Source organism: Pseudomonas sp. L5B5 (genome assembly GCF_020520285.1).
In the GTDB taxonomy this organism is placed as follows: domain Bacteria; phylum Pseudomonadota; class Gammaproteobacteria; order Pseudomonadales; family Pseudomonadaceae; genus Aquipseudomonas.
The window spans coordinates 348,040-369,689 of record NZ_CP084742.1 but is presented as its reverse complement, the minus strand read 5'-3'; the positions used below and the strand labels follow the sequence as shown (position 1 = coordinate 369,689).

23 protein-coding genes are annotated in these 21,650 nt (G+C 64.7%); 10 read left to right on the top strand and 13 right to left on the bottom strand.

What is annotated here, in order from left to right:
- Positions 1-185: 185 nt before the first annotated feature.
- From LGQ10_RS01640 to LGQ10_RS01620, 5 genes are all read right to left on the bottom strand, one after another.
- Complete coding sequence (locus LGQ10_RS01640; protein ID WP_226524458.1) at positions 186-1,097, bottom strand: AMP-binding protein; 912 nt, start codon at positions 1,095-1,097, stop codon at positions 186-188.
- A 73-nt stretch (positions 1,098-1,170) separates the two neighbouring features.
- On the bottom strand, positions 1,171-2,601 hold the full coding sequence (locus tag LGQ10_RS01635) for an LLM class flavin-dependent oxidoreductase (protein ID WP_226524457.1): 1,431 nt from the start codon (positions 2,599-2,601) through the stop codon (positions 1,171-1,173).
- Positions 2,601-3,065, bottom strand: a complete 465-nt coding sequence (locus LGQ10_RS01630; RefSeq protein ID WP_226524456.1) for an acyl-CoA dehydrogenase — start codon at positions 3,063-3,065, stop codon at positions 2,601-2,603. The genes LGQ10_RS01635 and LGQ10_RS01630 overlap by 1 nt, the downstream gene beginning before the upstream one ends.
- A gap of 11 nt (positions 3,066-3,076) precedes the next feature.
- On the bottom strand, positions 3,077-4,279 hold the full coding sequence (locus LGQ10_RS01625) for an SfnB family sulfur acquisition oxidoreductase (protein ID WP_226524455.1): 1,203 nt from the start codon (positions 4,277-4,279) through the stop codon (positions 3,077-3,079).
- A 201-nt stretch (positions 4,280-4,480) separates the two neighbouring features.
- Positions 4,481-5,044: a helix-turn-helix domain-containing protein gene (locus LGQ10_RS01620; protein ID WP_058434139.1), complete on the bottom strand. Its 564-nt coding sequence runs from the start codon at positions 5,042-5,044 to the stop codon at positions 4,481-4,483.
- An 83-nt stretch (positions 5,045-5,127) separates the two neighbouring features.
- Here LGQ10_RS01620 and LGQ10_RS01615 point away from each other — a divergent pair, with 83 nt between their 5' ends.
- Complete coding sequence (locus LGQ10_RS01615) at positions 5,128-6,060, top strand: DMT family transporter (RefSeq protein WP_226524454.1); 933 nt, start codon at positions 5,128-5,130, stop codon at positions 6,058-6,060.
- 10 nt (positions 6,061-6,070) lie between these two features.
- On the opposite strand, the gene LGQ10_RS01610 is transcribed toward LGQ10_RS01615, so the two are convergent.
- Complete coding sequence (locus LGQ10_RS01610; protein ID WP_226524453.1) at positions 6,071-6,445, bottom strand: hypothetical protein; 375 nt, start codon at positions 6,443-6,445, stop codon at positions 6,071-6,073.
- A 199-nt stretch (positions 6,446-6,644) separates the two neighbouring features.
- Between LGQ10_RS01610 and LGQ10_RS01605 the strand changes: the two genes are divergently transcribed.
- From LGQ10_RS01605 to LGQ10_RS01580, 6 genes are read left to right on the top strand one after another with little or no spacing between them, the layout of a single operon-like run.
- On the top strand, positions 6,645-9,563 hold the full coding sequence (locus tag LGQ10_RS01605; RefSeq protein ID WP_058434142.1) for a monovalent cation/H+ antiporter subunit A: 2,919 nt from the start codon (positions 6,645-6,647) through the stop codon (positions 9,561-9,563).
- On the top strand, positions 9,563-9,907 hold the full coding sequence (locus LGQ10_RS01600; protein WP_011060906.1) for a Na+/H+ antiporter subunit C: 345 nt from the start codon (positions 9,563-9,565) through the stop codon (positions 9,905-9,907). The genes LGQ10_RS01605 and LGQ10_RS01600 overlap by 1 nt, the downstream gene beginning before the upstream one ends.
- On the top strand, positions 9,904-11,589 hold the full coding sequence (locus LGQ10_RS01595; protein WP_226524452.1) for a monovalent cation/H+ antiporter subunit D: 1,686 nt from the start codon (positions 9,904-9,906) through the stop codon (positions 11,587-11,589). Before LGQ10_RS01600 ends, LGQ10_RS01595 begins: the two co-directional genes overlap by 4 nt.
- Positions 11,586-12,074 (top strand): Na+/H+ antiporter subunit E, encoded by a 489-nt coding sequence (locus LGQ10_RS01590; protein ID WP_058434144.1) that lies wholly within the window; start codon positions 11,586-11,588, stop codon positions 12,072-12,074. Before LGQ10_RS01595 ends, LGQ10_RS01590 begins: the two co-directional genes overlap by 4 nt.
- Positions 12,071-12,349 (top strand): K+/H+ antiporter subunit F, encoded by a 279-nt coding sequence (locus LGQ10_RS01585; protein WP_058434145.1) that lies wholly within the window; start codon positions 12,071-12,073, stop codon positions 12,347-12,349. Before LGQ10_RS01590 ends, LGQ10_RS01585 begins: the two co-directional genes overlap by 4 nt.
- A complete protein-coding gene (locus LGQ10_RS01580; protein WP_058434146.1) occupies positions 12,346-12,714 on the top strand; it encodes a Na+/H+ antiporter subunit G in 369 nt (122 codons plus the stop codon). Before LGQ10_RS01585 ends, LGQ10_RS01580 begins: the two co-directional genes overlap by 4 nt.
- A 36-nt stretch (positions 12,715-12,750) precedes the next feature.
- Here LGQ10_RS01580 and LGQ10_RS01575 read toward each other — a convergent pair whose 3' ends face one another.
- Positions 12,751-13,188 carry a DUF3995 domain-containing protein gene (locus LGQ10_RS01575; protein WP_058434147.1) on the bottom strand — a complete coding sequence of 146 codons (438 nt, stop codon included), beginning with the start codon at positions 13,186-13,188 and terminating at the stop codon, positions 12,751-12,753.
- A 93-nt stretch (positions 13,189-13,281) separates the two neighbouring features.
- Here LGQ10_RS01575 and LGQ10_RS01570 point away from each other — a divergent pair, with 93 nt between their 5' ends.
- Positions 13,282-13,668: a DUF2946 domain-containing protein gene (locus LGQ10_RS01570; protein ID WP_226524451.1), complete on the top strand. Its 387-nt coding sequence runs from the start codon at positions 13,282-13,284 to the stop codon at positions 13,666-13,668.
- Positions 13,669-13,755: 87 nt separating this feature from the next.
- Entirely contained in the window at positions 13,756-15,891 is a 2,136-nt protein-coding gene (locus tag LGQ10_RS01565; protein ID WP_226524450.1) for a TonB-dependent receptor, read from the top strand.
- Positions 15,892-15,937: 46 nt separating this feature from the next.
- Here LGQ10_RS01565 and LGQ10_RS01560 read toward each other — a convergent pair whose 3' ends face one another.
- From LGQ10_RS01560 to LGQ10_RS01550, 3 genes are all read right to left on the bottom strand, one after another.
- A complete protein-coding gene (locus tag LGQ10_RS01560; protein ID WP_226524449.1) occupies positions 15,938-16,951 on the bottom strand; it encodes an ABC transporter substrate-binding protein in 1,014 nt (337 codons plus the stop codon).
- Positions 16,952-17,067: 116 nt separating this feature from the next.
- Positions 17,068-17,271, bottom strand: coding sequence for a hypothetical protein (locus LGQ10_RS01555; RefSeq protein ID WP_058436683.1), 204 nt, complete (start codon positions 17,269-17,271; stop codon positions 17,068-17,070).
- The gene (locus LGQ10_RS01550; protein ID WP_226524448.1) at positions 17,271-17,741 is read right to left on the bottom strand and encodes a hypothetical protein; all 471 of its coding nucleotides are present in this window, start codon (positions 17,739-17,741) and stop codon (positions 17,271-17,273) included. The genes LGQ10_RS01555 and LGQ10_RS01550 overlap by 1 nt, the downstream gene beginning before the upstream one ends.
- A 633-nt stretch (positions 17,742-18,374) precedes the next feature.
- Between LGQ10_RS01550 and LGQ10_RS01545 the strand changes: the two genes are divergently transcribed.
- A complete protein-coding gene (locus LGQ10_RS01545) occupies positions 18,375-18,605 on the top strand; it encodes a hypothetical protein (RefSeq protein ID WP_226524447.1) in 231 nt (76 codons plus the stop codon).
- Positions 18,606-18,629: 24 nt separating this feature from the next.
- Here LGQ10_RS01545 and LGQ10_RS01540 read toward each other — a convergent pair whose 3' ends face one another.
- The 3 genes from LGQ10_RS01540 to LGQ10_RS01530 all read right to left on the bottom strand — a co-directional run bounded on the left by LGQ10_RS01540 (position 18,630) and on the right by LGQ10_RS01530 (position 21,322).
- Positions 18,630-18,848 carry a hypothetical protein gene (locus LGQ10_RS01540; RefSeq protein ID WP_226524446.1) on the bottom strand — a complete coding sequence of 73 codons (219 nt, stop codon included), beginning with the start codon at positions 18,846-18,848 and terminating at the stop codon, positions 18,630-18,632.
- A 122-nt stretch (positions 18,849-18,970) separates the two neighbouring features.
- Positions 18,971-20,206 carry a methyl-accepting chemotaxis protein gene (locus LGQ10_RS01535; RefSeq protein WP_413247601.1) on the bottom strand — a complete coding sequence of 412 codons (1,236 nt, stop codon included), beginning with the start codon at positions 20,204-20,206 and terminating at the stop codon, positions 18,971-18,973.
- Between the two features lie 711 nt (positions 20,207-20,917).
- Complete coding sequence (locus LGQ10_RS01530) at positions 20,918-21,322, bottom strand: TraR/DksA family transcriptional regulator (protein ID WP_058437925.1); 405 nt, start codon at positions 21,320-21,322, stop codon at positions 20,918-20,920.
- Positions 21,323-21,650 lie beyond the last annotated feature (328 nt).

Genomic DNA, 21,650 nt, shown 5'->3' with positions numbered 1-21,650 from the left:
CGCGGTCAAGGTTGGCCCGGGGCAACGGCCCCGGGTCGGCGCGGAAGGCGTCCCCGGGCAGCAGGTTAATGCTTTGCCCGGCCTGAGGTGAATCCCCCGCCAGGATGATAGGCGCCCTTCAGGGGCTGGTTCAGCGAGCAGTACCAAAGTAGCAGCTGGCCGGCGCCTGAACGGCCCGAGGACGCCTACCCGGGCTCGCGTTCAAATCGCGTGATCCAGGCCGGCGCTGGCCGTCGGGACTGCACGGGCTGCCAGACGAAACGCAGGCGGCCAAACCCCAGGTGCCACCGCATCGGGTGTTCAAGAAGCCGTGCCCGGGCGCTGTGCGGATGGCTGGCCGCCCACGCCCACAACCGCTGGCGCCAGCTGTCCCGGGGCGCCAGGTAACCCTCGATCTCCTCTGCCAGGCGCTGCAAGCGTGGTGGCGACAACAGCAGGCCACTGGGCGCCACTTGACGCCGGTCGCGGGCAGCCGAACGGCGGCTCTCGGGAAAGGCCAGGCTGTGGCCGCTGCCCAGCCATTGCCCGAGCAGCACCTCCAGGCCGCCCTGCCAGTGCGTGCCCTCCTCGCTCCAGAGCTGGACAGCGTTGGCCAGCCGGCACCAATGGACATGGCACCGAGACCCGCCACGGCTTCCCGCCAGCTCGCTGAAGGCCAGCCAGGACCGCCGCAGGCCCACCGGCCCAAGCCCGGGATGGCGGACGATCAGCAAACGCGGGGCCACACCGTTGTCGCTGGCAGCCAACCAGTCCTGCAACTGCTGGCTAGTATCGACCAGTACATGACTGGGCCGCAGGCGCCACAAGCATTGGCGCAACCCATCGGGCGGCAGCTGATCGTCGATGCTCGCCACCTCGGCCCCAAGGCTTTGAGCCGCCAGGGCCAGGAGCAGCAGGTCTGGCTCGAACGGCCCGCTCAGAACCAGTCGAGACCGGTGGTCCAGGCCATGCTGGCGCAGGCTGTCGGCCAGGCGTTCGACATCGCGCAGCACATCGATCCAGCGCCAGCCGTACCAGTGGCCCTGGCGCTTGTGCCGCAGGGCATTGTGCAGCGGCCGCACCCGGGCCCAATGGCGTAGCGACTCGTACCTGTGCATGGCCTCTCCCTGGCTGCCTTGTGTAACCGCTACCGCAGGCGGCCATGACCGCACAGCGGGCAACGGGTGACGACTAGGGCTGCTGCGCGACCGGTCGCAGCCTCGCAGGTTCGGCAGCGGCTACCACCTGGCGTTGGCCTCCGAGGGTGCGCCAGGCGCTGCCCGGATGGCCTTCGGGTAACCGGGGGCCGGCGCCGAACAGCTTCTCGCGCAGGGTGCCCGGGGCGTAGTCGGTCTTGTACGCGCCGCGTTTCTGCAACTCCGGCACCAACAGTTCCACCGCTTCGACAAAGGTTTCATGGGTCAAGGCATAGGCCAGGTTGAAACCGTCCACGTCGGTTTCCTCGACCCACTCCTGAAGCAGGTCGGCCACCGTCTCGGGCCCACCGACGAACAACGGGCCGAATCCACCGATGCCGACCCAGTCTGCCAGCTCGTGGGGCGTCCAGACCTTGTTCGGGTCCGCCGTGGAAAACGCCTCCACCGCCGACTGGATGGCATTGGTGTGCACATGCTGGAGCGGCTCGTCGGGGCGGAACCGACTGAAGTCGATGCCGGTCCACCCGGAAATCAGCGCCATGGCTCCCTCATAGCTGACCCAGGTCTTGTATTCCTCGAACTTGGCCTTGGCCCGCGCGTCGGTCTCGCCGAGGATCACCGTCTGCAAATTGAAGATCAGCACCTTGGACGGATCACGCCCGGCCTCGGCAGCCCGACGGCGGATGTCGGCCACGGTTTTCTTGAGCAGCACCTTGGACGGCGCGGCAACGAACACGCATTCGGCCTGCTCGGCCGCGAACTGCTTGCCCCGGCTGGAAGCACCGGCCTGGTAGAGCACCGGGGTACGCTGCGGCGACGGCTCGCACAGGTGGATGCCCGGGACCTGGAAGTGTTTGCCGACGTGGCGGATCTCGTGGATCTTGCTCGGGTCGCTGAAGATCCGCCGCTCGCGGTCACGCAGGACCGCGCCCTCCTCCCAACTGCCCTCCCAGAGCTTGTAGCAAACCTCCAGGTACTCCTCGGCGTAGTCGTAGCGCGCATCGTGCTCGGTCTGGGCCTGCTGCCCGATGTTGCGCGCGCCGCTCTCCAGGTAGGAGGTGACGATGTTCCAGCCGGCGCGGCCCTTGGTCAGGTGATCGAGGGTGGACAGGCGCCGGGCGAAGGGATACGGGTGCTCGAAGGACAGCGACGCGGTGAGGCCGAATCCCAGGTGCTCGGTGACCACGGCCATCGGCGGAATCAGCTGCAACGGATCGTTCACCGGTACCTGGGTGGCCTGGCGGATCGCCGCCTCGCCATTGCCGTGATAGACGTCGTAGATGCCCAGCACATCGGCAATGAACAGGCCATCGAACTTGCCCTTCTCGAGGATCTTCGCCAGGTCGGTCCAGTACTCCAGGTCCTTGTATTGCCAGGAGCGGTCGCGGGGATGGGCCCAGAGCCCGGGAGACTGATGGCCGACACAGTTCATGTCAAAGGCGTTGAGGCGGATTTCCCGGGGCATCACACCACACTCCCGGCATCGTCGGGCAGCACGCCATTGAGCCGGTAGTTGCCGATCAGTCGGTACTTCCAGCGCAGCGGGTCATCCAGCGTCGACGGTTGCGGACTGCGCTGGCCGGTAAGCTCGAACTCGGCGTTGCCGGCGGCCAGCAGCGCATGACCGGCGGCAATCGCCGCCTCGGCCAGGGCCACCCGGATCTCGGCCGGGTCCTGGCCTGCGTGCAATTGGCGCCGGGCACGGTCCTGCAAGGCGGCGGCGACTTCGATGCGGATCTGCAGATCGCCAAAACGGCTGATCACATAGGGGTCGTCGCTGGCCCGCTCCAGGCCGCTGCCTGGCCAGGGTCGCGCCTGCTGGCGGATGAACGCCAGGGTCTGCTGCAACAGCTCGCGAGCCCGTTGCACCTGGACGGCATTGCGGGCCAGGGCATCCTCGGGGCTGTCGGGTAGGGTCAGTGCATTCATGGGGCTGTCCTTCAGTTCCAGGCGTGGCGGGCCGGCTTGACGCCGTTGAGCAGGAAATTGCCGATCAGGTGGTATTTCCAGCGAACGGGATCATGCAGGGTATGGGTCCGGGCATTGCGCCAGTGGCGGTCGAGGTTGTACCTGGCCGACACCGAACGAGTGCCCGCCAGTTCGAACAGCTTGCTGGCCGCCAGCAAGGCAATTTCCGTCGACAGGACCTTGGCCTGGGCCACCACCAGCGAGGCCTGGGCCACACTGTCTTCATCCGGCCGGACCAGGGCCTGGTCGATGGCCTGGGCGGCGCGAGCGAGGATCTCCTCGGCAGCGTGCACCTGCCATTCCAGGTCGCCAATCGCAGCCAGGGTGTAGGGGTCCTGCCAGCCGTGGTCCAGGCCACTATCGATCCAGGGCCGGGACTGCCGGGCATGATGCTTGGCGTCTTCCAGGGCGGCGACGGCGATGCCGGTGTCCACCGCGGCCTGGATCACCTGGGAAATCGGACCGTCGGCGGTGGGCTGGTCGAAGGCCCGATGGGCCGGGATCACCGCGCTGCGCGGCACCCGTACCGCCTCGAGGCTGACCCCGCCACTGGCGGTGGTGCGCTGGCCAAAGCCATCCCAGCTGTCGATCACCGTCAACCCGGGGTTGTCGCGCTCGATGAAAGCGATATGGGCCTGGTGGTGCTCGTCCACCGCCACTGCCGGGACGATATGGGCAAACAGCGCCCCGGTGCAGTAGAACTTCTGGCCGTCGATCCGCGCCTGATCGCCGTCGAAGCGAATCTGGCTCTGGAACGCACCGACATGCTTGCTGCCGGCCTCGGAAAACGCATTGCCGAAGCGGTAGCCCCGCAGCACCTTGGCGAAGTAGTGATGCTTCTGCTCCTCGCTGCCGGTCTGCAACAGGATGTCCACCACCCCCAGGTGGTTCTGCGGCAACTGGCCCAGGGAGGGGTCAGCCGCAGAGATCAGCTTGATCACCTCCACCAGGGTCACATAGGACACCCCGGCACCGCCGTACTCCCGGGGAATGGTGATCCCCCACAGGCCACTGGCAGAAAATTCATCCAGTTCCGCCAGCGGCAGGCGCCGCTCACGGTCACGTACTGCCGCGTCCACGGCGAAACGCCGGGCCAGATCCCGGGCGATGCTGATGGCCTCGGCATCGCTGCGGATGATATGGGCACTGCGAGGGGGTTGGGCTGGGGCTGTCATGGGCCGGTTCCGCTTCCTGAAGGTCAAGGTCGGCACCCGTCGGGTGCTTGCTGCCAGGACCATTGCAGGAGTCATGCCCGGATTGAACATGTTCATTTTCAATGAGTTGCGAAAACAAACAGCAAAGCGACGCCCTTGAAAGCAGGCAAACTGTGCAACCACTGTTGGCAGGCGGACAGTTGGCGGCGAGGCAGGCCGGCGTCAGATCACCACGTTGCGCACGAAACGCGTGGGCCCCGGGCCATCGTTGCGATAACCGTGGGGCACGTGGCTTGCGAACATCAAGAAGTCTCCGCTCTCCAGGCGCCGCTCGGTGTCGCCGAAGAACACCGTCAGGCAGCCCTCGAAGACGTACAACTGCTCGCTCCAGCCCGGGGCATCGCACTCGGAACGGTACTCCTCGCCCGGTTCCAGGTGCCATTCCCACAGTTCCACTTCACGACTGGCCTCGGCCTTCGCCAGCAGCAGCGCCTTGCTGCCGGGGATGACACCCGCCCAGGCGAGTTCGTTGATGCGGCTGGAGTCCCGGGAATCCGGGGCCTGGATCAGGTCGCTGAAGGCCACGCCCAGGGCTTCGGCGACTCGGTCCAGGGTGCCAAGGCTGACGTTCTTCTCCCCCGCCTCGATGGCCACCAGCATCCGCCGGCTGACTGTGGACTTCTGCGCCAGGGCGCTCTGGCTCAAGCCCGCGGCATGGCGCAGGCGGCGGACATTGAGACTGACGTGTTGCAGGACCGAAGCCCGCTGACCGTTTTCCTTGTGCACTGTGCTCACTCACTTGCCGGGCTGCGCAGTATACTGCCCACATTTCGGCGCATTGTGCGTCTCCCTTCAGGTAGCGCGCAAGAATGACCTCCAAGGCCTCCAACGCTTTTTCTTTCAAACTCAGCAAGGCCGAAATCGTACTGGTACTGATCACCATGATCTGGGGCGCCACCTTCCTGCTGGTGCAACAGGCCATGAGCGTCAGCGGCCCGATGTTTTTCGTCGGCCTGCGTTTCGCGGCGGCGGCGGGCATCGTCGCGCTGTTTTCCTGGTCACGCTTGCGTGGACTGACCCTGTTCGAGTTGCGCGCCGGCAGCTTCATCGGATTCGCCATCATGCTTGGCTATGGCTTGCAGACCGTGGGCCTGCAAACCATTCCCAGCAGCCAGTCGGCCTTCATCACAGCCTTGTACGTGCCCTTTGTGCCCCTGCTGCAATGGCTGTTCATGGGCAAGCGCCCGGGCTTGCTGCCCAGCCTGGGCATTATGCTGGCCTTCACCGGGCTGATGCTGCTGTCCGGGCCCACCGGTGCCTCCCTGGATTTCAGCCCTGGCGAGATCGCGACCCTGATCAGTACCGTGGCGATCGCGGCGGAGATCATTCTCATCAGCAGCTTCGCCGGCCGCGTGGATGTACGCCGAGTCACGGTGGTGCAATTGGTTGTGACCTCGGTCCTGGCCTTTGCCATGGTGGTGCCGACCGCAGAGGCGTTGCCGGGTTTCTCCTGGTTGCTGCTGGCCAGCGCCCTGGGCCTCGGAGCTTCCAGCGCGGTGATCCAGCTGGCGATGAACTGGGCGCAGAAGAGCGTCTCGCCAACCCGCGCCACCCTGATCTATGCCGGGGAACCGGTGTGGGCCGGGATCATCGGGCGCATTGCCGGAGAGCGGCTGCCGGCCCTGGCATTGCTGGGCGGCGCGATGATCGTGCTGGCAGTGATCGTCAGCGAGCTGAAGATCAGGGGCAAGTCGGCGGACAGGCCAGCAGCCCCCTTGAGCGGCGAGCCGACACAGTCCTGACACCGGCTGACTACAGGGCGGGCTCGTCGGGTTCGGGGCTGGAAAGCCAGGTCGGGGCGATCAGCGAACCTCGGTGCTTGGGTTCGAGCGGCACCGGATCACCGTCCGGCATGCCCCTGTAATAGAAATAGGCCCGATATCGGACATGCCCCTCCGGCATCGCCGCGTCGTAGTACAGCACCGTGCCGGGCGGCAACAGGTAGGCCTGGTCATCGCCCATGGGCCCATCGATGACCAGGGCCTTGCGGGTGCTGATCATGTCCTGGGCCTTGGGGTACAGGCGCTCCAGGGCAATCCCCAGTACGGCGCCCAGGCACATGAACAGCAAGGCAAGACAGGCGCGCCGCAGAAATCGGCCTCGGGTTCTGGTTGGGGGGGTATGCATCGGTGTCGATCCTTGTCCGAAAAAATCTGTGCAGGATAAACCCCCGGGCATCGCCCAACGAACGGGCGAAGCGGGCATTTGTCTCCTACCTTTGAAAGCACATGTAACATTTCTGATGGCTGCCTGGCCGCGCTTGGCGGTTGGTGATCCAGGGCCTGGCACGTATTATGCGTCATACTTTTCCGCAGATTAGAAGCCTATGTCCCTGATAGTTCTACTGCTTCTGCCATTCATGGGCAGCTGTCTGGCGGCCCTGTTGCCGCACAACGCACGCAACACTGAATCCTTGCTGGCCGGCCTGGTCGCCCTTGTCGGCACCCTCCAGGTGGCCCTGCTGTATCCGCAGATCGCCGATGGCGGCGTGATTCGCGAGGAATACGCCTGGTTGCCAAGCCTGGGGCTGAACTTCGTGTTGCGCCTGGACGGTTTCGCCTGGCTGTTTTCCCTGCTGGTGCTGGGCATCGGCAGCCTGGTAGCGCTCTACGCCCGTTACTACATGTCGCCCCAGGACCCGGTGCCGCGCTTTTTCGCCTTCTTCCTGGCCTTCATGGGCGCCATGCTGGGCCTGGTGATTTCCGGCAACCTGATCCAGATCGTGTTCTTCTGGGAGCTGACCAGCCTCTTCTCGTTCCTGCTGATCGGCTACTGGCACCACCGCTCCGATGCCCGCCGTGGCGCCTACATGGCGCTGATGGTCACCGGTGCCGGAGGATTATGCCTGCTGGCGGGGGTCATGCTCCTCGGCCATGTGGTGGGCAGCTATGACCTGGACCAGGTACTGGCTGCCGGCGACCAGATCAGGGCCCACGCTCTCTACCCTGTCCTGCTTCCCCTGATCCTGCTCGGTGCATTGAGCAAGAGCGCACAATTCCCCTTCCACTTCTGGCTTCCCCACGCCATGGCCGCGCCGACACCGGTCTCGGCCTACCTGCACTCGGCGACCATGGTCAAGGCCGGGGTGTTTCTCCTGGCTCGCCTGTGGCCGTCGTTGTCGGGCAGTGAAGAGTGGTTCTGGATCGTCGGCGGCGCCGGGGCCTGTACCCTGGTGCTGGGCGCCTATTGCGCCATGTTCCAGAACGACCTCAAGGGCCTGCTGGCCTACTCCACCATCAGCCACCTTGGCCTGATCACCCTGCTGCTGGGTTTGAACAGCCCACTGGCGGCCGTGGCCGCCGTGTTCCACATCCTCAACCACGCCACCTTCAAGGCCTCGCTGTTCATGGCCGCCGGCATCATCGACCACGAAAGCGGCAGTCGCGACATCCGCAAGCTCAACGGCCTGATCAAGCTGATGCCCTATACCGCGACCCTGGCCATGGTGGCCAGTGCCTCCATGGCCGGAGTGCCGCTGCTCAACGGGTTCCTGTCCAAGGAAATGTTCTTCGCCGAGACGGTGTTCATCAATTCCAGCGCCTGGGTCGAGATCGCCCTGCCCGTAATCGCCACCATCGCCGGGACCTTCAGCGTCGCCTATGCCCTGCGCTTCACCGTCGATGTGTTCTTCGGCAAGCCGGCCACCGACCTGCCCCACACGCCCCACGAGCCGCCACGCTGGATGCGGGCACCGGTGGAACTGCTGGTATTCACCTGCCTGCTGGTGGGGATCTTCCCGGCCCAGATCATCGGGCCGCTGCTGGCCGCCGCGGCACTGCCGGTGGTAGGCGGGACCCTGCCCGAATACAGCCTGGCGATCTGGCACGGCCTCAACGCACCGATGATCATGAGCCTGATCGCCATGTCCTGTGGCATCGTCCTCTACCTGTTGCTGCGCAAGCCACTGGTGCGTGGCCGCTTCGCCTACCCGCCGGGCGTGGGCCGTTTCAACGGCAAGCGCCTGTTCGAGCGCTGCCTGGTCGCCCTGACTCGCCAGGCACGCAGCCTGGAGCGTCGACTGAGCACCCGGCGCCTGCAGACCCAGCTGTTCCTGCTGGTGCTGGCAGCGGTGATCGCCGGGCTGATCCCGATGCTCTACAGCCACCTGACCTGGGGCGACCGGCCGAAGATCCCCGGCTCCATCGTCTTCGTCACCTTCTGGCTGCTGGCCATCGCCTGCGCCCTGGGCGCCGCCTGGCAGGCCAAGTACCATCGCCTGGCCGCCCTGACCATGGTCAGCGTGTGCGGGCTGATGACCTGCGTGACCTTCGTCTGGTTCTCCGCCCCGGACCTGGCCCTGACCCAACTGGTGGTGGAGGTGGTGACCACGGTGCTGATCCTGCTGGGCCTGCGCTGGCTGCCACGGCGGATCGAGGACGTCTCGCCGTTGCCCAGCAGCGTGCCCAAGGCGCGGATCCGCCGCCTGCGCGACCTGAGCCTGTCGATCGCCGTGGGCCTGGGCATGGCCGTGCTGTCCTACGCCATGCTGACCCGACCGACCCCCAACGACATTTCCTCGTTCTACCTCAGCCGCGCCCTGCCCGAAGGCGGCGGCACCAATGTGGTCAACGTGACATTGGTGGACTTTCGCAGCTTCGACACCCTGGGCGAGATCACCGTGCTGGTGGCGGTGGCGCTAACTGTGTTCGCCCTGCTGCGCCGCTTCCGCCCTCCCAAGGAAAGCATGCAGTTGCCGGCCCAGCAGCGCCTGCTGGCACCGGACGTGGTCACTGACCTGGTCAACCCGCGACAGGCCAGCGACACCGCCTTGGGCTTCATGATGGTGCCCGCTGTACTGGTGCGCCTGCTGCTGCCGATCGCCCTGGTGGTGTCCTTCTACCTGTTCATGCGCGGGCACAACTTGCCGGGCGGCGGTTTTGTCGCCGGGCTGGTGATGTCGGTGGCCTTCATCCTCCAGTACATGGTGGCCGGCACCCAATGGGTGGAGGCGCAGATGAGCCTGCGACCACTGCGCTGGATGGGCACCGGCCTGCTGTTCGCCCTGGCCACCGGCCTCGGCGCCCTGGCCTGGGGCTACCCGTTCCTGACCACCCACACCCTGCACCTGGACCTGCCGCTGTTCGGTGATATCCATATTGCCAGCGCGCTGTTCTTCGATATCGGCGTGTACGCGGTGGTGGTTGGTGCGACGTTGTTGATCCTCACCGCCCTGGCGCACCAGTCGGTGCGGGCCCACAAGCCTGCCAGCCAGTCCAAATCCCTGATCAAGAGCGGAGCTGCCTGATGGAAGAAGTCATCGCAATCGCCATTGGCGTCCTCGCTGCCTCGGGGGTGTGGCTGGTGCTGCGCCCCCGGACCTTCCAGGTGGTGATGGGCCTGTGCCTGCTGTCCTACGCCGTCAACCTGTTCATCTTCAGCATGGGCAGCCTGTTCATCGGCAAGGAGCCGATCGTCAAGGACGGTGTGCCCCAGGACCTGCTGCACTACACCGATCCGCTACCCCAGGCGCTGGTGCTCACGGCCATCGTCATCAGCTTCGCCATGACCGCGCTGTTCCTGGTGGTGCTCCTGGCCTCTCGGGGCCTGACCGGCACTGACCATGTCGACGGTCGGGAGCCCAAGGAATGAACCTGTTGTCACACCTGATCGTTGCACCGATCCTGCTGCCGCTGCTGACCGCGGCCCTGCTCCTGCTGCTGGGGGAACGGCACCGCCCGCTCAAGGCGCGGATCAACCTGTTCTCCAGCCTGCTGGGCCTGGCGCTGGCGCTGTATCTTCTGTACTGGACCCAGGCCGAAGGGGCCACCGGTTCCTTCGGCGTGTACTTGCCCAGCAACTGGCAGGTGCCGTTCGGCATCGTGCTGGTGGTCGATCGCCTGTCGGCACTGATGCTGGTGCTGACCGGGATCATCGGGGTCAGCGCGCTGCTGTTCGCCATGGCTCGCTGGGGCGCCGCCGGCGCCAGCTTCCACGCCCTGTTCCAGATCCAGTTGATGGGCCTGTACGGCGCGTTCCTCACGGCCGACCTGTTCAACCTGTTCGTGTTCTTCGAAGTGCTGCTGGCGGCCTCCTACGGCCTGATGCTGCATGGCTCGGGGCGCGCGCGGGTGTCCTCGGGGCTGCACTACATCACCATCAACCTGCTGGCCTCGTCGCTGTTCCTGATCGGCACGGCGATGATCTACGGGGTCACCGGCACCCTGAACATGGCCGACCTGGCGATGAAGATCCCGCTGGTGCCCGAGGCCGACCGTGGCCTGCTGCACGCAGGCACGGCGATCCTGGCCATCGCCTTCCTGGCCAAGGCCGGGATGTGGCCGCTGAACTTCTGGCTGGTGCCGGCCTATTCCTCGGCCAGTGCCCCGGTGGCGGCCTTGTTCGCCATCATGACCAAGGTCGGGATCTATACCGTACTGCGCCTGTGGACCCTGCTGTTCTCGGGCCAGGCCGGCGCCTCGGCCTATTTCGGCAGCCAGTGGCTGGTGTACGGCGGCCTGGCGACGATCTTCTGCGCGGCCCTGGGGATCCTCGCCGCGCAACGCCTGGAGCGCATGGCCAGCCTGAGCATCCTGGTCTCGGCGGGCATCCTGCTGTCGGTGATCGGCTTCGCCCAGCCGGCCCTGACCGGGGCGGCGCTGTTCTACCTGTTCAGCTCGACCCTGGCCATGTGCGCGCTGTTCCTGCTGGCCGACCTGATCGAGCGCTCACGCTCGGCCACCGAGGCGCCCCTGGAGGACGAAGGCGAGATCCTGCCGCAGCCCCTTGGGGCATCACCGCCACGGGGCAGCAACCTGGACGATGAACAGCAGGTGGTGGTCGGCCAGGTGATTCCCTGGACCATGGCCTTCCTTGGCCTGAGCTTCATCGCCTGCGCCCTGCTGATCATCGGCATGCCACCGCTGTCGGGGTTCATCGGCAAGCTCAACCTGATCGCCGCGCTGCTCAATCCCCAGGGCCTGGGGAGCAGCCCCGAGATCCGGATCCCGGTGGCGGGCTGGTGCTTCCTCGCACTGTTGATCCTGTCCGGCCTGGCCTCGCTGATCGCTTTCGCCCGCCTGGGCATCCGCCGTTTCTGGACACCCGAGGAGCGCCCCTCACCGCTGCTGCGGCGCCTGGAGTGCGTGCCCATCGTGGCTCTGCTGGGGTTGTGCGTACTGCTGAGCATCAAGGCCGAACCGCTGCTGCGCTTCACCCAGGACACTGCCGACAACCTCAACCATCCCGAGCACTATGTGATGGCGGTACTGGGCACCCGTACGATACTCAGCCCCGAATCCAAGGCCGCTCTGTCGGTGGAGGGGCAACCATGAAGCGCCTGTTCCCCTCCCCCTTCCTGTCCCTGGCCCTGTGGCTGCTGTGGTTGCTGCTGAACCTGTCGGTCAGCCCGGGCAACCTGCTGCTGGGTGCCGTACTGGGGTTTCTCGCACCGCTGCTGATGCGCCCGCTGCGTCCGCAACCGATCCGCATCCGCCGTCCCTGGACCATCCTGCGCCTGTTCCTGCTGGTGGGTCGCGATGTGCTGGTGTCGAACCTGCTGGTGGCCTGGGGCGTGCTCAACAATGGCCGGCGCCCGGTGCGCTCGGCCTTCGTCAAGGTGCCCCTGGACCTGCGCGATGCCAACGGCCTGGCGGCGCTCTCCACCATCACCACCGTAGTGCCGGGCACGGTCTGGTCCGAGCTGTCGCTGGATCGCAGCATCCTCTTGCTGCACGTGTTCGATCTGGAGGATGAGGCGCAATTCATCCGGCACTTCAAGACGACCTACGAGCGTCCGTTGATGGAGATTTTCGAATGAGCATCCTGTTGGACAACGCGATCCTGCTGAGCCTGTTCATCTTTTCCCTGGCCATGGTCCTGACCCTGGTGCGCCTGTTCAAGGGTCCCTCGGCCCAGGACCGGGTCCTGGCGCTGGACTACCTGTACATCCTGGCGATGCTGATGATGCTGGTGCTGGGCATCCGCTATTCCAGCGACACCTACTTCGAGGCGGCGTTGCTGATTGCCCTGTTCGGTTTCGTCGGCTCCTTCGCCCTGGCCAAATTCCTCCTGCGCGGCGAGGTGATCGAATGAACGAGCTGCAACAACTGCCCCTGTGGGTGGAAATCCTGGTGGCCCTGCTGTTGCTGGTCAGCAGCCTGTTCGCGCTGATCGGCGCAGTGGGCATCCTGCGCATGAAGAGCTATTTCCAGCGCATGCACCCCCCGGCCCTGGCCTCGACCCTGGGCTCATGGAGCGTGGCCCTGGCCTCGATCCTGTACTTCTCGTCACTCAAGTCGGGGCCGGTGCTGCATGCCTGGCTGATCCCGATCCTGCTGTCGATCACCGTACCGGTCACCACCTTGCTGCTGGCCCGTGCGGCGTTGTTCCGCAAGCGCATGGCCGGCGACGACGTGCCGGCGGAAATCAGCAGCAAGCGCAACGAAGTCGGCAACTAGGCGGACGCGGGCCCGGGGCCCGCGTTGCACCACGATTCAAACCCAGGCCAGCACCAGCAGCCCTGTCCCCAGTACCAGGCACAGCGGGCAATAGAACAGCGTGTCGAGCCGGGCGAAGCGCGAGCCACGCTCCTGCTTGAAGAACCCCATCAGTTCCGAATCGCCGATGGCCCGGGCGAACATCAGCAAGGCGATGGCGCTGATGACCCACTGCAGCGCCGGATGGCTGACGCTCGGCAGGTAAAGGCCGACCCGCAGGCATACCAGCAGTGCCACCAGCAGCAGAGCCAGCGACACCAGCAGAGTCACCAGGGTGGGTATCTGGAAGGCCGGCCGGCTCTGCCCGGGCACCGGCCCCGGCACCCGTGGAATCACTGCATCGCTGCCGCGTTTACCGCCAGCGGCCCAGTACAGATGCAAAAGACTGATCGACAAGAAAGTGCCGACTACTCCCTGTGCAAGCAGATGAGTCATGTTGGACGTCCCTGAAAAATTTCGCTGAAGAATGGACCCGATTGCGCGTTTTTGTAAGTACGTTCGTCGCCTTGAATGCTAAAGTGCCGGCCCATGAAATTTGCCCGTTCCGATCGCTCGCTCGTTGCCTGGATGCTGTATTGCTGCGTCCTGTTCAACGTGTTCGCCTGCAGCATCGGCCATGGCCAGATGCTCGGCATGCAGCTCAACGGCATCGGCGGGCAGTTCTGTAGCGTCGACCCGGCCACACAGGCCCCCGTGCAGGCCCCCAGCGACCAGGACTCGTTGCCGACCCTGGCCAAGGCCTTCGGGTGCCCCTTGTGCTCCACCGGCGGCATGGGCCCGGCGCTGAACTCCAGCCTCGACCTGGCATTCTTGCCGCAGCCCCAGGCTCCCCCGCTGGCGAGCCCGACCCGCTTCGATCTTCCAGCCCAGCAGTGCTGGCCCACCGCCCATCCCCGGGCACCGCCCTTCGCCTGATTTCTGCCCGTACCCGATCCGCCCACCGCGCCCCGTGCGTGGCGCGTACCCGTGGGCCTTTTCTTAGTCAAGAATTCAGGATTTTCCATGAAACACCTTCCTTTTCTGGCGAGCCTGTTGGCCTGCCTGTCTGCCAGCGCCTGGGCCCAGCCGGGGCTGCAACTGGCCCCGACCACCATCGGTGCCGAACAATCCGACGCCGAACCCGGCCTGTCCCTGGACCAATCCAGCGGCATGGCCTCGCGCCTGGGCCTGAGCCTGCGCGAGACTCCAGCCTCGGTGGCGGTGAGCACCCGCCAGGACATCGAACGCCGGGGCGATCGTACCTTCCAGGACGCTGCCAATGCCCTGCCCGGGATCAATGCCAGCGCTCCTCCGGGGTTCGGCGGGTTCATCTCCTATCGCGGATTCACCAGCAGCCAGATCACCCAGATGTTCAACGGCATCAATGTCGCCACCGGCCTGGCCCGCCCAGTGGATGCCTGGATCTACGACCGGGTGGAACTGGTGGGCGGCCCCTCGTCGCTGATCAATGGCGCAGGCTCGGTGGGCGGCTCGCTGAACTATGTGACCAAGCTTGCGGAGCGGCGTGAACAGGCCGCCGAGGGCTTGCTCGGCTATGGCAGCTTCGACACCACCCAGACCGCCTTCGGGGTCAACCACGCCCTCAGCCCGGCCGGCGCCGACGTGCAGCACTACGCGCGCTTCGACGTCAGCCACAACACCAGCAACGGCTACATCGATCGCCAGGAGCGGGATGCCTGGAGCCTGGCGTTCTCGCTGCTCAGCGACCTGACTCCGGACCTGTCCCATACCCTGGCCGTGGAGTACCAGGACGAGCACGAGGACAGCCCCTACTGGGGTACGCCGGTGCTCAATCCCAAGGCCGGCGAGCTGAAGATCGACAAGCACAACCGCTCCGCCAACTACAACGTCGCCGATGGTCTGTATGAGCAGCGCACCGTGTGGCTGCGCTCGATCATCGACTACCGGATCAATGACAGCACCAGCCTGCGCAACACCCTCTACCACCTGGACAGCCAGCGCGACTATCGCAACCTGGAGACCTACCAGTACAACGCCGACAACAGCCGGGTGAACCGCTCCACCGCCTACCTGGTACGGCACCAGGGCCAGCAGGACGGCAACCAGTTCGAGCTGCGCCACGACGACCAATGGCTGGGCCTGGACACCACCTGGGCCGCAGGCTTCGAGTACAAGGTCAACAGCACCACCAGCTCACCGTGGAACGTGCCGGCCAACAACAGCGTGGCCCCGGGCAATTTCCAGCCGGGACACTTCTATGACCTGAAGGACACCCGTCAGAGCTGGGTCAAGGACAAGACCAACCAGGTCACCACCCGCGCCCTGTTCGTCGAGAACCGCCTGGCCCTGACCGACGAACTGTCCCTGCTCAGCGGCCTGCGCTACGACGCGATCGACCTGGACGTGACCAACCACCGGACGATCACGGCCAGCAACCCGCGGCACCTCAAGCGCAGCTGGGAGCCGGTCACCGGGCGCCTGGGGCTGACCTGGCAGTTCCTGCCCAGTGCCAATGTCTACGTGCAATACAGCACCGCTGCCGAGCAGCCCAGCGGCACCCAAAACTTCGAGGTGTCCACGGGCAAGCAATGGGAAGTGGGGAGCAAGTTCGATTACCTGGAGGGCCGTGGCTCGGCGACCGTCGCCGCCTATCGCATCGAGCGCAAGGACTTTGCCGTGACCGATCCCCTGGACCCGACCAACAGCATCCCGGTGGGCCAGCAGACGTCAAAAGGCATCGAACTGGCCAGCTCCCTGCACATCACCCCCAAGCTGCTGGCGCAAGCCAATGTGGCCTGGGTGGATGCCGAGTACGATGAGTTCAACGAGAAGATCGCCAGCGGCGCGGTGGTCTCGCGCAAGGGCAACACCCCGACCAACGTGCCGGACAAGCTGGCCAACCTGTGGCTGACCTACGACCTGTCGCCCAGCTGGCAGACCGGGGTCGATGCACGCTACGTGGCCTCGGTGTACGCCGACAACGCCAACACCCTGCGGATGCCGGCCTACACCCTGTACGGCAGTTTCCTGCGCTACAAGGTCGACAGTCACACTACGGTGACCGGCCGGGTGCGCAACCTGACCAACGAGGTCTATGGCCAGTTCGCCCATGTGTCGCCGGCGTATTACCTGGGCCAGCCGCGAACCTTCGAGGTGGCGCTACAGACGCGCTTCTGAGCCGGTGACAGGCAAGGCCCCGGTGGCCTTGCCCCGGGCTCGGCGACTACAGGGCGGCGGCGACCTTGTCTGCCACGTCCTTGGGCACCCAGGCGCGCCAGACGTCGGGGTGCTGCTTGAGGAACGTCCTGGCCACTTCCCGCGGAGCGCTGTGGTTCTCGCTCATCTGCGCCAGGGCCTGGTTCAGTGGCTCGATAGGCAGGTCGACCTTGGCGAAGAAGTCCGCCAGTTGCGGGTACTGCTTCTGGAACGGTGCAGACACGCCAATCGACAGCTTGGAGGCCAGGGAGCGGCTCGGCTGCGGGTTGGGATTGTCGGCGTCGGTCAGGGTCTTCCAGGCTTGTGCGTCAAAGGGTGGTTCCTCCAGTTGCACCAGCTTGAAACGGCCGAGCAAGGGCGTGGGCGACCAGTAGTAGAACAGGATGGGCTTGCCCCGACGGATCGATGAGCTGATCTCGGCATCCAGGGCCGCCCCTGAGCCGCTGCGAAAGTTCACGTAGCTGTCTTCCAGGCCATAGGCCCGGAGCTTCTGCTTGTTGACGATCTCCGAGGTCCAGCCGATGGGGCTGTTGAGAAAGCGTCCCTTGCCAGGGCTTTCCGGGTCCTTGAACACCTCTTTGTAGCGCTTGAGATCGGTGACGCTGCGCAACTCCGGTGCCAGGGGCTTGATGCCCCTCTGCGGATCACCCTTGATCACGTATTCGGGGACCCACCAGCCTTCGGTAGCGCCCTTGACCGTATCGCCCAGCGCTACCACCTTGCCCTCGGCCTCGGCCTTGACCCATACCGGACTGCGGCCTGCCCATTCCTCGCCGATCACCTGGATGTCGTTATTGGCCAGGGCGGTCTCCAGGGTAATGGTGGTGCCGGGCAAGGTATCGGTGGGCAAGCCGTAGCCGCTCTCGACCACCGTGCGCAGGATCTCGGTGATCAGGCTGCCGCTCTCCCAGTTCAGGTCGGCGAAGTGGATCGGCTGCGCGGCCGCCGCCACAGGCAGTGGCGCACCAAGGGCGGCCAGGGTCAACAGGCTGCTGGCCAGCAGCGCACGGAATCCGTTCATGGAGTGGACCTCTGCAATCGTTGTCTGGACAAGAGGGACAACGGCGCATCAGCGCAAGGCCCCTGAAGCATTAAGTCAACTGACTGTAGTAGAGGTTCCGTGTTTTCAACCGCGCATCACGGGTCCGTCGAAGCCTGCAGGCGTTGCAGCTCGCGGCGCACCATGCTGGCGTAGGCCGCCGGCCGCAGGTCATAGATCCGGGCGGCCACCCAGTTCAGCCACGCGCCTTGCAGGACGGCCTTCTGCGCGAACAGGCGCTGGGCCTCGTCCTGGGCCTCTGGCAGATGCTGCTGATGGAATTGGGCGCGACTCTGGCTCATCACTCGCTGGCCTTGAAGCTCACCAGTTCGCCCTTGCGCCACTTGGCAGCCTTGGCCGATACGGCCTTGAGCGTCTTGGCCAGGCCTTCCTGCAGCTGTTCGTTGGCGGCAAAGACCATCACCACCGACTGCCCTTCCCTGAACACGATGCCCTGCCCCAGGGGGCTGCTGACGAAGGCGTAGTCGCCCAGGCCATAGACAGTCAGCTTGATGTCACGAAAGCGGATTTCCATCTTGCCGCCCTCGCGGCTGGGCAGTACCGCGGCGCGAAAATGATCGCCCACCTTGAGTTCCAGGCGGGGCTTGTCGTCCACCACCATGGCCGTCTCGGTATCGACCTCGGCGATATAGATGCCTTCGGCGGACTGTTCGGTGACATAGACAAAACGAGATTGGAACTGCTTGACCAACTTTGCGCGCAAATCACCCAAGACAAACAATGCGTGCATTTCAAGATTACTTACTGCCAAGGAAGGCTCCCCGATACTCAAAATGATGCTGTCCTTGAAAAATGGACAGCACAAAAAAAACGCCAGGACGGCGTGTTCACCCCAATCGTTCAACCAGAAAGTCATGCAAATGAACCTGCTGCTCCTGCGGCCACGGGCGCTGCGCAAGGGGCATTCCACCGTTGCATCAGGCACATGTCGAAGGCTGGAGAATAGGCTCTGAACCCGAAAAAACCTGGTAATACTCAATCAGAACCGGGACTGGAGCAGGCCGGCCGGATAACCCCTGATCAATCCCCGGGACCGGCAATCACTTCGGGCGGCAGGGGCAATTCTAGAGCAACTTCGTGTGATTCGACTATGCAAAGCGAGCAGCCAGCGTACTGCGGGTCAGTCAAGCAAACACCGCAGTTGCACGCCAACCGGTAACGCTGCCCCGGGGCCACCACCGGTGGGGGGCCATTCTAGTCCGATGTCTCAATCATGTCTTCGTCGTCCTGCATCAGACATTTCAGCCTTGCACGACAGAATAATACTCACACACTGATCTGACTCAGGCCCTGTCTCCCCTATCCGCGCCATACTCGGCACCGGCTCGAATGACCGCATCCTGCGGACGCCCGACACTCATCGAGCCAAAGGAGCAGAGGCGAAATGAAAGAGCTGGATATTGGCGAGTTCTTCATCCGTGGCCAGTGCCGGGAAGTCAGGGGCGAGTACCAGGCCGTGATCGCCCTGCGGACCAAGGTGCCAAAGAGCCGGATTCACTTCTACCAGGTGGAGCGCGACCGCTGGTTCAAGACCTCCGAGGAAGCCGCCATCGCGGCCCGGGAATCGGCCAGGGCCCTCAAGCAGGCCGTCGACCAGGGCGCGCTGGCCCCTTGAACCAACGCATGGGAGGGTGAGCGTTCAAGCCGAATGCTTGAGAGGCCGCTGGCCGGGCTGGAGCACAGCCAGTTGTTCCTGCCAGGCCAGCCGACACTCCTCGGCTTCGGCACGGCTGGCGAAGGCGGTACCACGTTGCTCGCCATTGACCAGCACCACCCAGCACACCTTGCGCCCCACGGCCCGCAACGAATCGGGGACGCCACTGCCTATCATCACTGCCACATCGACCCTGTTGTGCATGGTTATTCTCGCAAAAATAGTTAGCCACCTAACGATTTCGCCATGCTAAATGATTTCCGCCCGCCTGCAACAGCCCGTTATTGCACAGCAGCATTACGCTGCCCGTAACAATCACCGCGCCATCAGGCCCGCCGCGACGGCACCTGCTGGGGTTTGTAGCCCAGGCGCAAACCTCCCCAGTGGCGTCCCTGCACCATGATCGGTACCGACAGGTCGTGCATCAGCTCGCCGGTATCGCGGGTGTAGGTTTGCAGCAACAGTGGCTGCTGGTGGCTGCCGCAACGGATGCCGGTGCGGTCGGCGAACTTGCGTTTGCTGCGGTTGTGCAGGTTGTCCACCTGGGCATCGCCGGTCAGTGGCTGGGAAAACGCCTGGTTGTGGGTCGGCACATAGCCTTCCTGGGTACAGGCGATGGCGAACACCAGGCCATCATGGCGTGGCAGCAAGGACTCCTGGATCGCGGGCAGCACCTGGTCGGTGTAGCGATCGAAGCGCGTGTGGTACCTGGCCGGCTCGGTGTTGGCGATCAACTGGTAGTGACGGTCGAACAAATCGTCGAGGCTGATGCGCTGGCCTGCCAGGTCCGCCTCGAACTGCTCGGCAATGCGCCGTGCGCCCTCGCGAGCCAGGTCGTAGACCCGCTGGTGATACTCGTCCAGGCCGACCACCGCCAGGCGCTCGCTGATGGTTTCCGCCTGCCCTTCCATCTGCACCGCCGCCTGGGCCAGGCGGCGGGTCTGCTGATCGCTGACCGCCAGGTCGCTGCGCATCTGCTCCACCGCGTTGAACAGGCTGTCGAGCTGCTCGCGATTGGTCTCGGCGCCCCGGGCGATCTCGCTGACCTGCTCCTCGACCCCGGCCGCCAGGCGGGCGATGTTGTCCAGGTGACGCCCGGTGTGCTCCACCTGCTCGACTCCCAGGTTCAGGTCATCGGACAACTGGCGGATCTGCTCCACCACGTCGCGAGTGCGTTGCTGGATGTCGGCCACCATCACCCCGACTTCATCGGTGGCAGTGGCCGTACGCCCCGCCAACCCGCGGACCTCGTCGGCAACCACGGCGAATCCGCGGCCATGCTCGCCGGCCCTGGCCGCCTCGATGGCCGCATTGAGGGCCAGCAGGTTGGTCTGGCTGGCGATGGACTGGATCACCAGGGCGACGCGCTGGATCTCTTCGCTGCGCTGGCTCAAGGCCTCGATCAGTTCGCGGCTGTCATTGGCGCGCTGGCTCAGCAGGTGCATGCGGCTGATGGACTCGCCCAGCACCGTACGCCCTTCGGCGCTGCTGGCATGGGCCTCGCTGGCGGCGCCCAGGGCCTGGCGGCTGAGCTGCGAGGTGACCTGCTCGGTCTTGATCATCACTTCGGCGTTACCGACGATTCGCCCCGCCGCATCCAGCTGGGACTGCAGCTTGTCGGCCAGCTGGGTCACCGAATAGGCCACCCCTGCGGCGGACAACGCGTTGTGGGACGTGCTGTAGGACAGGTCGCGGGTCAGCGCCGACAGTTCGCCATCCACTGGCGCTGCCGGGACGGCTGAAGCCTTGCGCGCGCGCAGCCGGGGCAGCCAGATCACCAGTACCGCCAGTGGCAGGCACAGGTACAGTGGCCAGTCGGCCAGTGCCTGACCAGCCAGCAGGCCCAACAGGGCCGTGCTCTGTAGCGCTGGGGTCCACCAGCCGGCAGGTTCGGGAGTTGCCAGCGCCTGCTCGACAGGCACCGCGAGAGATCCATCTCTTGACATGTTGGTCACCCCATATCGTTCTAATTGTTTTGCAGCATTAGACGCCACTATAAGGCCATGATCCATGGTCCCTTAGTAGGAACACGAGCAGCGACAAGCTTCAAGCCATCAGCGGCAAGCGGCGCGTGCGGGGCATTATTCAGGGTCTTGCGCAGGGGGTGTTGCAGTAGATCAAGGGAAATGGCGGCCGTGGAACGGATACCGAAGTGAGGGGAGTTGCAGCGAAGAGTTTGCACTCCAGTGCGCAGCGCTGGCTAGGCTGCGCCCCTGGAGGCAAGGATGCACTTGAAACGCTGGCGGCTTGAAGCTGCAGGCTTGCAGCGGCCTTCAGGCCTGGCGCTGGTGCTTGTCGATCTGCTCGTGACGCTCTTGAGCTTCGATGCAGTACTTGGTGGTCGGGCTGATCAGCAGGCGCTTGAGGCCGATAGGCTCGCCGCTGTCGTCGCACCAGCCGAAGCTGTCATCACCGATCCGGCCCAGGGCCTGCTCCAGCTGCGGCAACATGCGCTGGTCGCGATCGATGGCATTGACCAACCAGGTGCGCTCTTCTTCGACGGAAGCGGCATCGGCCGGGTCAGCCGGGGTGTCCAGGCTTTCAATGGCGATCCGGTTCTGCTCGATACGCTCGTGGGTTTCCACCTTCATGGCTTGCAACAGCTCAGTGAAAAAAGCGTGTTGCTCGGCATTCATGTAGTCATCCGCCGGCATGGCCAGCAACTTTTCCTTGGTCATTGATTTCTCTATAAAAAATACGTGCATTAAGGCGAATTCAAGCTGTTTCCGGTTGACCTTTCAGGCCATCGGGAAGGTGCCATACCTTCCAAGCGCCACCCGGCACTCAATTTACGAGGGGCGGCAGTCTACGGCCGGTTTGAGGGCTCAGCAACTGAAATGACAGCGAATCTGTCCGACAAACCGCACAAAGCCCGCAATTGCGGGCTTTGGGGGTGCTGATCAGAGTGCTTTTATAACAAAAAATTCCATACCAGCTGGTCTTTTAGAAGACAAACGGCAGTACCGAACAGCGGATTCGGCCCATTTTTCAGCAGATTGCCCGCTC

Excerpts from the sequence above, each read along its gene's own strand:
- LGQ10_RS01640 (WP_226524458.1), bottom strand. The coding sequence starts at position 1,097 with ATGCACAGGTACGAGTCGCTACGCCATTGGGCCCGGGTGCGGCCGCTG.
- LGQ10_RS01635 (WP_226524457.1), bottom strand. The coding sequence starts at position 2,601 with ATGCCCCGGGAAATCCGCCTCAACGCCTTTGACATGAACTGTGTCGGC.
- LGQ10_RS01630 (WP_226524456.1), bottom strand. The coding sequence starts at position 3,065 with ATGAATGCACTGACCCTACCCGACAGCCCCGAGGATGCCCTGGCCCGC.
- LGQ10_RS01625 (WP_226524455.1), bottom strand. The coding sequence starts at position 4,279 with ATGACAGCCCCAGCCCAACCCCCTCGCAGTGCCCATATCATCCGCAGC.
- LGQ10_RS01615 (WP_226524454.1), top strand. The coding sequence starts at position 5,128 with ATGACCTCCAAGGCCTCCAACGCTTTTTCTTTCAAACTCAGCAAGGCC.
- LGQ10_RS01610 (WP_226524453.1), bottom strand. The coding sequence starts at position 6,445 with ATGCATACCCCCCCAACCAGAACCCGAGGCCGATTTCTGCGGCGCGCC.
- LGQ10_RS01605 (WP_058434142.1), top strand. The coding sequence starts at position 6,645 with ATGTCCCTGATAGTTCTACTGCTTCTGCCATTCATGGGCAGCTGTCTG.
- LGQ10_RS01600 (WP_011060906.1), top strand. The coding sequence starts at position 9,563 with ATGGAAGAAGTCATCGCAATCGCCATTGGCGTCCTCGCTGCCTCGGGG.
- LGQ10_RS01595 (WP_226524452.1), top strand. The coding sequence starts at position 9,904 with ATGAACCTGTTGTCACACCTGATCGTTGCACCGATCCTGCTGCCGCTG.
- LGQ10_RS01590 (WP_058434144.1), top strand. The coding sequence starts at position 11,586 with ATGAAGCGCCTGTTCCCCTCCCCCTTCCTGTCCCTGGCCCTGTGGCTG.
- LGQ10_RS01585 (WP_058434145.1), top strand. The coding sequence starts at position 12,071 with ATGAGCATCCTGTTGGACAACGCGATCCTGCTGAGCCTGTTCATCTTT.
- LGQ10_RS01580 (WP_058434146.1), top strand. The coding sequence starts at position 12,346 with ATGAACGAGCTGCAACAACTGCCCCTGTGGGTGGAAATCCTGGTGGCC.
- LGQ10_RS01575 (WP_058434147.1), bottom strand. The coding sequence starts at position 13,188 with ATGACTCATCTGCTTGCACAGGGAGTAGTCGGCACTTTCTTGTCGATC.
- LGQ10_RS01570 (WP_226524451.1), top strand. The coding sequence starts at position 13,282 with ATGAAATTTGCCCGTTCCGATCGCTCGCTCGTTGCCTGGATGCTGTAT.
- LGQ10_RS01565 (WP_226524450.1), top strand. The coding sequence starts at position 13,756 with ATGAAACACCTTCCTTTTCTGGCGAGCCTGTTGGCCTGCCTGTCTGCC.
- LGQ10_RS01560 (WP_226524449.1), bottom strand. The coding sequence starts at position 16,951 with ATGAACGGATTCCGTGCGCTGCTGGCCAGCAGCCTGTTGACCCTGGCC.
- LGQ10_RS01555 (WP_058436683.1), bottom strand. The coding sequence starts at position 17,271 with ATGAGCCAGAGTCGCGCCCAATTCCATCAGCAGCATCTGCCAGAGGCC.
- LGQ10_RS01545 (WP_226524447.1), top strand. The coding sequence starts at position 18,375 with ATGAAAGAGCTGGATATTGGCGAGTTCTTCATCCGTGGCCAGTGCCGG.
- LGQ10_RS01540 (WP_226524446.1), bottom strand. The coding sequence starts at position 18,848 with ATGCACAACAGGGTCGATGTGGCAGTGATGATAGGCAGTGGCGTCCCC.
- LGQ10_RS01535 (WP_413247601.1), bottom strand. The coding sequence starts at position 20,206 with ATGATCAAGACCGAGCAGGTCACCTCGCAGCTCAGCCGCCAGGCCCTG.
- LGQ10_RS01530 (WP_058437925.1), bottom strand. The coding sequence starts at position 21,322 with ATGACCAAGGAAAAGTTGCTGGCCATGCCGGCGGATGACTACATGAAT.